The following is an 11,259-nucleotide window of genomic DNA, read 5'->3' as shown; positions in this document are numbered from 1 at the left end:
AATTTAACACTTTTTAAGGTTTACAAAATAATTTATTAGAAATTTAACATTCCTTTATCATTTCGCTTTACGAGCATAAAGCTTTTGTTTTGACCGTTTATATCGGTTCTAACAATATTTTTCTGATCACTAAATACATCAAACAAAACTTGATTTATTATTTCGAAAGATTTGATAGATGTGACATTCTTTATTTCTAAATAGCAATATACCAAGTCGTTTTCATACTCTTTGCCAATAAAAACTAGTTTTACAGGCTTACCATTGATTTGAACGCCAATCTTTTCATTTAAATACTTACTGATATAATAATTTACTTTATCTGACTCGTTTTCTTTAGATAACGTAATGGTTTCATCATAACGCGTGCGTATTAAACGCTCAAAATCATCAATAAAAATCCTAGAAATAATTTGAACCGTTTCTTTCTCTTTTACATATTCCACTTGCGTAATACTGACATAGTATTTGTGTGCCGCCGTAAAGGCCAAAAGTGGAACTACTATAAGAATCAATATATATTTAAGAGATTTCATTTTCTTTTAGGTTTAAAGTGCTAAAGTACATATTTGATACTTTCAAAAAGTATTCCAAGCGGCAATTAATTGGAGGTGATATTTTATTTATTTAAAAAAGTTGATTGGTTTTAAGTTTCAAAACTATCTAAAGGTACCATCATTCGCTTCTGTTTTCTTTGTAAACTTCTAACTTTTCTATTAAATATTGCAAAACTAAAACACCGTTTTTATTTTTACAACGTTCCAAAAAATCGGGGCCTTCAGCACAAAAATACCAAAATTCCATCCGCAAATTGGATTCTAAAGGAAAGCTAGCAAATAAATTTTCTTCCTGTTCTGCGCGAATTTTATGGATTAGTTCCTCCTTTTCTTCCAACTGCACTTGCATTTTGAAACGTTTAATATTTCCGTTTAAACTATTTACTATCATTCCTATCATTCCGCTGCGGGCATAACTCAATCGTCTTTCACTTTGGGTTGGCATTTTGCCTTGATAACTTGGTATGCCAGCTTTTAAAGCGGTCATTGGTGTGCAGTCAACATTTTGCAAATCTTGCATTAAATTTCCTGAAAGTACTTTTCCAACTACAACCTCATCTAACAGATTAATTAAGGGTTTTAGGAAAATTTGAAATTTCTTATTCTCTAGCATTTCCGCATCAATTATTACCGAAACCAATTCATGTTGAATGGATGAAATAATAAGCGTATCATGTAATTTACTCGGAATTGTGAAAAACCCAGTCGCATTTGTAATGGTAAACTTTTGAGAAGTTCTATTTATGATATGAATATTTTCAGCTTCTAAATCGGTAATAACTTGACCATGCAGTTCTGTTGTTTGCGAAAACACACTTGACGTAAACCCCATTAGAAATATTACGTATCCAAGTCTAATCACTTTCATTGGAATCAACACTTTCAAGTTTGCCCTTATACACTTGCAATTTTTCAATTAAATAATCTAAAACAAGTATCGAAGATTGATTTTTACAGCGTTCTAAAAAATCAGGTTGTTCTAAAACAAAATAGAAATATTCCATGACGTATTGTTCCGGCAAGGGATTTTCGGAAAACAAATCGTCAGATAAACGATCTTTTATTGAAAACATCAAATCGTCCTTTTCCTCTAATACAATTCGTTTTTTCAGCATTTTAGTTCTGCCAGTTATGGCATTAATTATGGGATTCAAGGGAATGAAGCCTCCGCCCGTTGTAGCTTCATTAAGTTTGCGTTCACTTTGCGTTAACAGCGGTCCTTGATAACTAGGTATTCCCAATTTCAAAGACGTTAAAGGTTCACCTTCCACGTTAGAAATATCAGAATTCATATTTCCCGTTAGTATTTTTCCAACAACTACTTGATCGAGTTCGTTTAGTTGCTCTTCCAAAGAAATTACCAACGTTTTATTTTTAATTATTTCTGCATCCACAACCACTGTCAACGTTTTATGTTGAATGGATGTAAAAATAATGGAATCGTTTAAGCTTGCTTCAATTCTGAACGCACCTTCTATATTGGTAACGGTGAATTTTTGAGCTGTTTTATTTATAACATGTATGTTCTCAACATCCATTTTACTTTGAACTTTTCCTAATAAATCAATAGTTTGAGAATAGCTTTGCTGCACGAAAACAAGAAAGATTAAAACAACTAACTTATTTCTAATCATTTTCTGCTTTTAAAAACAAATTACTTTGAGTTTTTAAAAACTCCATACGTTTCATCTCATTTTTTTTTCCTAGCAAACTGGCCTTAAAACCATTTTCTGTAACAAAGGCAAAAAAGGCTTCAACCCTATTTAATGGAATATTATAAGTTTCGTTTATATATTTAGGTGAATAAATATCGCTTAAATCCAAAGGTCTATTTTCATCTAAATTCTTGATAGTATCCTTTTTCAAGGGCTTGTTAACCCATTTATTTATTCCTAAAATAGAGGCGACATTAATTCCATTATAAAAATCACCTTGATTGGTTACCGTATTTATAGGTTTTGTAAAAGCATCTTCAGGAAATTCAAAGTTGCTTAAGTTTCCGAAACTCATAATAATGGCTTTTTGAACTTCAGCATTTTTAATATCCACTAGTAAATCACCAGTTAATTTGGATGGAAGCAAAAGGACTTCACTTAAAGTGGTTAAAGATTCCACTAAAAACAAACGTAATTTTTTAGAATCCATAACATCTTGATTAATAGTAACGGTTCGCGGTTCATACTGTAATGCAGAAATTTCCAATATATCATTCAATCCCACTTCTATAGTAAAATCGCCATCAACGCTAGCAATTGTTCCTTTTTTAGAAGATTTATTGAAAATAGCAACGCCTTCTACATCGTTGCTGGCAATAATTTTTCCTTCTACTTCAACACGTTTAGTGGTTTGAGAAAAAATGGTTCCAAAAGTAAGTAGAAAAATAAATCCGAGTAATTGTTGTTTCATAGTGGTTAGTTTAGTTTGAATAAAGAAACTATTTCAAATCTTAATTAAAATGCAAAGTGCTGATAAACTTTTGTTAAAAGCAATCTTTCCTTAAATTTACAAAAAATCGGCTCATGAAACAATTATTGATAGCAAGTACGTCCACCATTCACGGAAGTGGTTATTTAGACTATTTATTGGAAGATTTAAAGGTGTTTTTTAAAAGCTGTAAAACTATTTTATTTATACCCTATGCAAGACCGGGCGGAATTTCTCATGATGCCTACACTGAAAAAGCACGTGAAGCTTTTCGTAAAATAAATATGGACCTAAAAGGCATTCATGAATTTGAATCAGCTGCAGAAGCTATTAACCAAGCTGAAGGTATTTTTACTGGCGGTGGCAACACCTTTGTTTTGCTCAATCATCTGTATAAAAATAAGTGCATTGAAGCCTTGCAAGATGCTATAAGTTCAGGTATTCCGTATTTAGGAACTAGCGCCGGCAGTAATATTTGCGGACTAACCATTAACACAACCAATGATATGCCTATTGTATATCCGCCAAGTTTTAAAGCGTTAGCCTTTGTGCCTTTTAATATTAATCCGCATTATTTAGACCCTATTCCTGACACCAAACATATGGGTGAAACACGCGAAACCCGAATTAAAGAATTTCATGCTTATAATTCCTTCCCTGTTATTGGTTTACGTGAAGGCAGTTGGTTGGAAGTGACAGATAAAACCATAATCTTAAAAGGTGTTTTAGATGCACGTATTTTTGAATATGGGAAAGAACCTTATGAAATTAAGACCGAAACAACCTTGCAGCATTTAAAATAATATGGAAAATAATTTAGCTGAAATCAACCATTCCAATTACAGCATTCGGCTGGTTCCTGCGGAAGACACCTACCCGATTAGACAAGCCATTTTAAGAGCTGGAAAACCAATTGAAGACTGCGTTTTTGAAGGTGACACTTTAAAATCCACCTTTCATTTGGGATTATTTTTTAAAGATTCTCTTATTGGAGTAGCCTCATTTATACAGAATAATCATGATGATTTTATAGAAGATTTTCAATACCAATTACGTGGAATGGCTATTTTGCAAGATTTTCAAAAGAAAGGTTTAGGCGAAATATTAATTATTGCTGGCGAAGAATATTTACGGAAAAGAGATGTGTTCCGCTTATGGTTTAACGCTCGAGAAAAAGCTGTCAACTTTTATAAATCCCATAAATACAGCATAGAAGGTGATGCTTTTGATATTCTAGGAATTGGAATCCACTACCTAATGTCTAAAGAAATAGATTAGATTATTTATAGCATTACTCATCATAAATTACGTCTTTATCAAGAACTCCGCTTTAAGTTGAATACCAATTTTGGAACCCGTTTTCAAACCCAAGACAGAATAATCGCTTACCTTTGTAGCATAAATTTTCACCATGAATAAAAAAGTTATACTGATGATTTTAGATGGCTGGGGGAAATCTCCCGACCCTAAAGTTTCCGCTATAGATAACGCGAACACGCCTTTTATTGATTCATTATATTCAAAATATCCGCACGCTAGTTTACGAACGGATGGTTTGCATGTAGGACTTCCTGTAGGCCAAATGGGAAATAGTGAAGTGGGCCACATGAATCTTGGTGCTGGCCGCATTATATATCAAGATTTGGTGAAAATTAATTTAGCTGTTGAAAATAAAACACTTCAAAACGAGCCAACACTTATTGATGCTTATGAATATGCCAAAACCCATAACAAGCCTGTTCATTTTTTAGGATTGGTAAGTGATGGTGGCGTACATTCTCACATCAATCATTTATTTGGTTTAATTAATGCTGCTAACAATGCGGGTGTTCCAAAATCATACGTTCATGCCTTTACCGATGGTCGTGATGTAGATCCGAAATCAGGTTACGGTTTTATTTCTTCATTAGAAAATTTCATTATTAATTCACCCACAGAATTAGCCAGTATTACAGGCCGCTATTACGCCATGGATCGTGATAAACGCTGGGAACGTATTAAAATAGCTTATGATGCTTTGGTTCGTGGCGCGGGTGAACATTCACAAAATGCTACAAAATCTATTGAGCAAAGTTATGAGAATGGCGTTACCGATGAATTTATAAAACCTATTATAATGGTTGACAGTAATAATCAACCGAAAGCCATTATAAAAGATGGCGATGTTATTATCTATTTTAATTTCAGAACGGATAGAGGTCGAGAATTAACTGAAGCCTTAACGCAGGCAGATTTTCACGAGCAGAACATGCATAAACTCGATTTATATTATGTTACCATGACAAGCTATGATGACACCTATCAGAATATACATGTGGTTTATCATAAAGACAACCTCAACAATACATTAGGTGAAGTATTAGAAACCTATCATAAAAAGCAAATTCGTATTGCGGAAACTGAAAAATACCCACATGTTACCTTTTTCTTTTCTGGAGGTCGTGAAAAACCGTTTGAAGGTGAAACACGTATTTTAAGAAACTCGCCAAAAGTAGCCACTTACGATTTAAAGCCGGAAATGAGCGCCTATGAATTACGCGATGCTTTAATCCCTGAACTAGAAAAAGGCGAAGCCGATTTTGTCTGCTTAAATTTTGCCAATGGAGACATGGTTGGCCATACGGGAAGTATGCCAGCAGCTATAAAAGCTTGCGAAGCGGTGGACGTTTGCGTAAAAGATGTGGTTACATCTGCATTAGAAAACAGCTACACCACCTTATTAATTGCCGATCATGGAAATTGCGAAACCATGATGAACCCTGACGGTTCGCCACATACGTCGCACACCACGAATCCGGTGCCGATAATTTTAATTGACAACGATTTAAAATATATTAAAGATGGTGTTCTAGCGGATTTAGCACCAACTATTCTGAAACTTATTGGCATTCCACAGCCAGAAGTTATGACACAAAAACCCCTTATTTAAGCCTAATTTTAGTATTTATATTATATTATGAATTTTACAGATAAACTTATTATAGCCGTAGATTTTGATGGCACCATTGTAGAAGACGCGTACCCGAAGGTTGGAAAGCCTAAATTATTTGCTTTTGAAACTTTAGAGCGCTTACAAAAGGAAGGCCATCGCCTTATTTTATGGACGTATAGAAGCGGTTCACGTTTGGATGATGCTGTTGATTTTTGTAAAGAAAATGGTTTGGAATTCTATGCTGTAAATAAAAGTTTTCCTGAAGAACAATTTGATTATTCTAAAAGCCGAAAAATCCATGCCGATATTTTTATTGATGATCGGAATATAGGAGGACTTTTGGGCTGGGGCGAAGTGTATCAAATGCTTGCCAACCCAAAATACCATCCTAATCATTTAACGAAGAAGAAAGGTTTTTTCTCGTTTTTGAAACGTTAAAACTCTAACTTCTAATTAATTTAAAATAACTTTTATCAATAGATTCTTGGTGATCTGGATGTGCAATATTAACCAATGCTTTCACACGTTGATCAATAGTTTTACCATATAAATTGGCAATTCCAAATTCCGTAACCACATAATGAACATGTGCTCTCGTGGTAACAACGCCAGCACCAGGTTTTAAATTAGGTACAATACGACTGATTCCTGTTTTAGTAACAGATGGCAAGGCAATAATAGCTTTTCCACCTTCACTTAAGGAAGCGCCTCGGATAAAATCCATTTGTCCACCCACACCAGAATACATGTGTGCTCCAATAGAATCTGCACAAACTTGCCCAGTAACATCCACTTCAATAGCGGAGTTTATGGCTACCATTCGTGGATTTTGTTTAATTATTGACACATCATTTGTGTAATTAGATGCGCGCATTTCTACAAAAGGATTATCATCTACATAATCATAAAGTCTTTTGGAACCCACTAAAAAAGTGGTTAAAGCACGACCACGATTGATGCCTTTATAGTTTCCGTTGATGACATTATTTTTTATTAAATCGATTACACCATCAGAAAACATCTCCGTATGTAAACCTAAATCTTTATGGTGCGTTAAACGCGCTAAAACAGCATTTGGAATACTTCCAATTCCCAATTGAAGCGTACTTTTATCTTCGATTAAACCCGCTACGTGAACACCAATTTTATTTTCAATTTCTGAAGGTTCTGCCATATCATGTGTTGGCAAAGGCTCATCACATTCCACAAAAATATTAATTTCAGACTGGTGAATAATGCCTGCGCCATGTGTTCTTGGCATTTGCTTGTTTACTTGTGCAATTACATAATCTGCATTATCAATGGCTGCTAAAGTTGCTTCCACCGAAACACCTAAAGAATAATAACCATGTTTATCTGGTGGCGAAACATGAATAAAGGCATATTGTAAATCGATGATATTTCGTTTAAAAAGCAACGGCAATTCGCTTAAAAAAACAGGTGTGTAGGAACCATTACCTGCTTTCAAGGTATGGCGCACGTTCTTACCTATAAAAAAAGAATTCACGTGAAAACTATCACGATATTCTGGGTTGGCATAGGGCGCTTCACCTTCCGTATGTAAATGGCAAATTTCAACACCATGCAATTCCTCGTATCGAGCAGATAAAGCACGAATAAGCAATTGCGGTGCGGCAGCTGCTGCTTGAATATATATTTTACTATTGGATTTAACAATTTTTACAGCTTCTTCAGCTGTCACTGACTTATACATAGAATAAATTTTATAAGGCAAAGTTGCTAAAAAAGAATCAATAAAAACCTATCAAAAGTCATATAAGCTAAAGATTACCTAGGTGATCAAAATTCAGTATCTTTGCCCATATTTTTGAATTTATGATAGTAGTTAAAACAAGAGAACAGATAGAATTAATGCGCGAAAGTGCTATAATTGTTTCAAAAACTTTAGGCATGTTAGCCAAAGAAGTGAAGCCTGGTGTAACCACTTTACAATTAGATAAATTAGCGGAAGATTTTATTCGTGAACAAGGTGCTATTCCCGGGTTTTTAGGGTTATATGATTTCCCAAATACGCTTTGCATGAGTCCAAATTCGCAAGTCGTTCATGGATTCCCTACCAAGGAACCGTTGCAAGAGGGTGATATTATTTCTATTGATTGTGGTGCCATAAAAAATAACTATTATGGCGATCATGCTTATACTTTTGCCGTTGGCGAAATTGCGCCAGAAACGCAAACGCTTTTAGAGGTTACCAAACAATCGTTATACGAAGGGATTCGTGAATTTAAAGTTGGCAATCGTGTTGGTGATGTAGGATTTGCCATTCAGAAATATTGTGAAGACCGCGGTTATGGTGTTGTTCGTGAATTAGTAGGTCATGGACTCGGCACTAAAATGCACGAAGATCCAGAAATGCCTAACTACGGAAAACGTGGTCGCGGTAAAAAGTTTATAGAAGGTCAAGTAGTTGCTATTGAACCTATGATAAACATGGGAACTCATAGAATTAAACAGCATCGTGATGGTTGGACCATTACAACTTTAGATAATAAACCATCAGCACATTTTGAGCATGATGTGGCTATTTTAGATGGCAAACCAGAATTGCTTTCTACATTTGCTTATATCTATGAGGCGCTAGGGATTTCTTCTAATGAGGAGGATGAGTTTAGACAGGAGGCGATTATATTATAAAATTAGACACAGATTTCACGGATTAACACGGATGGAAACGTCTAAATTAATATCACGGATTTACAATATATAATTAGCTAAAATATTATGGGACAATTACTTTATAATGAAGACACTTATAAAATAATAGGTTTATGCATGACTGTTCATAATGAATTGGGAAAAGGATTTAACGAAATTGTTTATGGAGATGCATTAGAAATAGAGTTTATAGATAATAATATAAATTACTCAAGAGAAACTATTTATGATATTACATATAAAGGAAACTTATTACCTCATAAATACAAAGCTGATTTTGCTATTGATAGCAAAATCGTATTAGAAATAAAGGCTATAAGCTCACTAACGGACGCGTACATTAAACAAACGCTAAATTACCTAGCTGTTTCAAAATTAAAATTAGGACTACTAATTAATTTCGGAGAGGATAGCTTAAAAACTAAAAGAGTAATCCTTTAATCCGTGCAAATCTGTGAAATCTGTGTCTAAAAAACTATTCAAAAAAATCCTAAACACCGTTCCAAGACCAATTCTAATTAGGTTAAGCTACGTTGCACGTCCTGTTTTGGCTATTTTCATGAAAGGTGATACCTTTACAGATCCTATTGATGGAAAAAGTTTTAAATCCTTTTTACCTTATGGTTATGGCAACCAGCGGAACAATGTGTTATCACCTTCTACCCTATCTTTAGAACGACATCGTTTGCTTTGGTTGTACTTAAAGAATGAAACGGAATTTTTTACTAAAGAAAAGAAAGTGCTTCATTTTGCGCCAGAACAATGTTTTTTAAAGCGTTTCAGGAAACTTAAAAACCTCAACTATACCACCACCGATTTAGAGTCGCCAATTGCTGATGTTAAAGCGGATATTTGCCAACTTCCATTTGAAGATAATAGCTATGATATTATTTTATGCAATCATGTATTTGAGCATATTCCTGATGATACGAAGGCCATGAAAGAATTATATCGGGTTATGAAACCAGATGGATATGGCATATTTCAAATTCCGCAAGATGTATCACGAGAAAAAACTTTTGAAGACAATAGCATAACCGATAGAAAAGAACGGGCTGCCATTTTTGGACAATATGATCATGTTCGGATTTATGGTCGTGATTTTTTTGATAAACTCCGAAGTATTGGATTCACGGTTGAAGAAGTTGATTATACAAAGAAGCTTTCAGAAGCAGACGTTGAAAAATATTGTTTAGCTAAAGGTGAAATTATTCCCGTAGTTTATAAGATCTAAAAATAATATGACACAAGATATTATAATTGCAACAGCTGCACTTTTCGGAATGTTATCTGTAATTTTTGGCGCTTTTGGTGCGCATGCTTTAAAGAAAACTTTATCTGCAGAACAATTACAGAGTTTTGAAGTGGGGGTAAAATACCAAATGTATCATGCCATTGTTTTATTAGTTTTAGGCTTTAACTACACAAATCTATCACCAGCAATCTATTGGTGTTTCACAATAGGAATTCTACTATTTTCATTTAGTATTTACGGACTTGTTTTATCGGATTCAAGAGGAAAGAAACTGCGGTTTTTAGGGCCGATAACGCCTATTGGCGGTTTGCTTCTGGTTATTGGTTGGTTGTTACTTTTAATAAACGCATTTTAGATATTATTCTGGAAAACCATTAATAGATAACGTTTCAAATTCTTTTGCATCATTCTCATAAATCAAAAACACTTTTAAATCGGTATGTGTTTTTAAAAATGACTTCGTAGTTTCCAATCCCATAGCTTTAAAAGCCGTTGCATAAGCATCAGCCGACATACAATCTTTGGCTAATACAGAAATACTCAATAAATTTGTTTTGCTCGGATAACCCGTTTTAGCATCAATAATATGTGAATAGCGGTTGCCATTTTCATCCACTTTAAATTTTCGATACGTTCCAGATGTGGCCATGGCTTCATTATGTAAGCTGATGGCATTTAATATAATTTGTTCACCATCAAAATTGGGTAGCTCTACGCCTACTTTCCAGTCGCTTTGTTTTTCTTTATTTTTACCACGCGTGCGAATTTCGCCTCCTATTTCAACCAAATAGTTTTTAATGTTTTTTGACTCCAAGAATACAGCAATAACATCCACGCCATATCCTTTTGCTATGGCATTAAAATCTATAAAGGTAATTTCTGGTTTAATAATCTGGTTGTTTTGAACAGAAACCTTGTTAAAACCAACGCCTTCCATAAGACTATCAATTTTCACGCTATCTAATGCAATTATTTTTCCTTCAGGACCAAAATCCCAAGCATTTACAATAGCGCCAATAGTAGGATCGAAAGCGCCTTCTGTAGCTTGGTAAATTTCGTTAGATGCATTAAAAACATGTAAAAAGTGTGAATCAACAGTTACAGGTTCATTTCTATTTAATTTCGAAATATCAGAATCAGGAATATATGTAGACATGGATTTATTGACTATAGCAAAAAGGCTGTCAAATTGCTTTTCATAATTTACATCAGAATCATAAATTACTGAATAAGACGTTCCAAAAACAGACCCTGATAATTTGGTGTTTGTTGGTTCTTTTTTACAAGAAAAAGAAATGAATATTAAAAAAACGCACAAGGTCTTTGCAACGCTCAAGGAGAGATTAGAATCATGGTTACTCTTTAAAAATAACTCCGTGAATCTTTGCGTTTCCTCTGTGAATCTCTGTGTCATA

At 34.2% G+C, this 11,259-nt stretch carries 14 protein-coding genes; 8 read left to right on the top strand and 6 right to left on the bottom strand.

Going from position 1 to position 11,259, the window contains the following annotated elements; all coding sequences use genetic code 11:
- Positions 1–35: 35 nt before the first annotated feature.
- The 4 genes from ES674_RS05745 to ES674_RS05730 form a co-directional block, all read right to left on the bottom strand.
- The gene (locus ES674_RS05745; protein ID WP_170233970.1) at positions 36–536 is read right to left on the bottom strand and encodes a DUF6702 family protein; all 501 of its coding nucleotides are present in this window, start codon (positions 534–536) and stop codon (positions 36–38) included.
- A gap of 139 nt (positions 537–675) precedes the next feature.
- On the bottom strand, positions 676–1,389 hold the full coding sequence (locus ES674_RS05740; RefSeq protein ID WP_148403012.1) for a peptidase associated/transthyretin-like domain-containing protein: 714 nt from the start codon (positions 1,387–1,389) through the stop codon (positions 676–678).
- A 22-nt stretch (positions 1,390–1,411) separates the two neighbouring features.
- On the bottom strand, positions 1,412–2,191 hold the full coding sequence (locus ES674_RS05735) for a peptidase associated/transthyretin-like domain-containing protein (RefSeq protein WP_148403011.1): 780 nt from the start codon (positions 2,189–2,191) through the stop codon (positions 1,412–1,414).
- Complete coding sequence (locus ES674_RS05730; RefSeq protein ID WP_148403010.1) at positions 2,184–2,963, bottom strand: hypothetical protein; 780 nt, start codon at positions 2,961–2,963, stop codon at positions 2,184–2,186. The genes ES674_RS05735 and ES674_RS05730 overlap by 8 nt, the downstream gene beginning before the upstream one ends.
- 113 nt (positions 2,964–3,076) lie before the next feature.
- Between ES674_RS05730 and pepE the strand changes: the two genes are divergently transcribed.
- The 4 genes from pepE to ES674_RS05710 all read left to right on the top strand — a co-directional run bounded on the left by pepE (position 3,077) and on the right by ES674_RS05710 (position 6,351).
- The gene (pepE, locus tag ES674_RS05725) at positions 3,077–3,784 is read left to right on the top strand and encodes a dipeptidase PepE (protein WP_148403009.1); all 708 of its coding nucleotides are present in this window, start codon (positions 3,077–3,079) and stop codon (positions 3,782–3,784) included.
- A gap of 1 nt (position 3,785) precedes the next feature.
- A complete protein-coding gene (locus ES674_RS05720) occupies positions 3,786–4,259 on the top strand; it encodes a GNAT family N-acetyltransferase (RefSeq protein ID WP_148403008.1) in 474 nt (157 codons plus the stop codon).
- A gap of 133 nt (positions 4,260–4,392) precedes the next feature.
- Entirely contained in the window at positions 4,393–5,910 is a 1,518-nt protein-coding gene (gpmI, locus tag ES674_RS05715) for a 2,3-bisphosphoglycerate-independent phosphoglycerate mutase (RefSeq protein ID WP_148403007.1), read from the top strand.
- A gap of 27 nt (positions 5,911–5,937) precedes the next feature.
- Positions 5,938–6,351 carry a BT0820 family HAD-type phosphatase gene (locus ES674_RS05710; RefSeq protein ID WP_148403006.1) on the top strand — a complete coding sequence of 138 codons (414 nt, stop codon included), beginning with the start codon at positions 5,938–5,940 and terminating at the stop codon, positions 6,349–6,351.
- Between the two features lie 4 nt (positions 6,352–6,355).
- Here ES674_RS05710 and ES674_RS05705 read toward each other — a convergent pair whose 3' ends face one another.
- Entirely contained in the window at positions 6,356–7,627 is a 1,272-nt protein-coding gene (locus tag ES674_RS05705; RefSeq protein WP_148403005.1) for an acetyl-CoA hydrolase/transferase family protein, read from the bottom strand.
- 122 nt (positions 7,628–7,749) lie between these two features.
- On the opposite strand from ES674_RS05705, the gene map reads away from it, so the two are divergent.
- From map to ES674_RS05685, 4 genes are all read left to right on the top strand, one after another.
- Positions 7,750–8,568 carry a type I methionyl aminopeptidase gene (gene map, locus ES674_RS05700; RefSeq protein ID WP_148403004.1) on the top strand — a complete coding sequence of 273 codons (819 nt, stop codon included), beginning with the start codon at positions 7,750–7,752 and terminating at the stop codon, positions 8,566–8,568.
- 87 nt (positions 8,569–8,655) lie between these two features.
- Complete coding sequence (locus tag ES674_RS05695) at positions 8,656–9,030, top strand: GxxExxY protein (protein ID WP_148403003.1); 375 nt, start codon at positions 8,656–8,658, stop codon at positions 9,028–9,030.
- Between the two features lie 22 nt (positions 9,031–9,052).
- Positions 9,053–9,823 carry a class I SAM-dependent methyltransferase gene (locus ES674_RS05690; protein ID WP_148403002.1) on the top strand — a complete coding sequence of 257 codons (771 nt, stop codon included), beginning with the start codon at positions 9,053–9,055 and terminating at the stop codon, positions 9,821–9,823.
- Positions 9,824–9,830: 7 nt separating this feature from the next.
- Positions 9,831–10,199, top strand: a complete 369-nt coding sequence (locus ES674_RS05685; RefSeq protein WP_148403001.1) for a DUF423 domain-containing protein — start codon at positions 9,831–9,833, stop codon at positions 10,197–10,199.
- Between the two features lie 3 nt (positions 10,200–10,202).
- On the opposite strand, the gene ES674_RS05680 is transcribed toward ES674_RS05685, so the two are convergent.
- Complete coding sequence (locus ES674_RS05680; RefSeq protein ID WP_170233969.1) at positions 10,203–11,258, bottom strand: FAD:protein FMN transferase; 1,056 nt, start codon at positions 11,256–11,258, stop codon at positions 10,203–10,205.
- Between the last annotated feature and the right edge of the window lies 1 nt (position 11,259).

The organism is Bizionia myxarmorum, from assembly GCF_008086205.1.
Classification (GTDB): domain Bacteria; phylum Bacteroidota; class Bacteroidia; order Flavobacteriales; family Flavobacteriaceae; genus Algorimicrobium; species Algorimicrobium myxarmorum.
The sequence above is the reverse complement of the archived record's forward strand: the minus strand, read 5'-3'. Positions and strand labels throughout refer to the sequence as shown.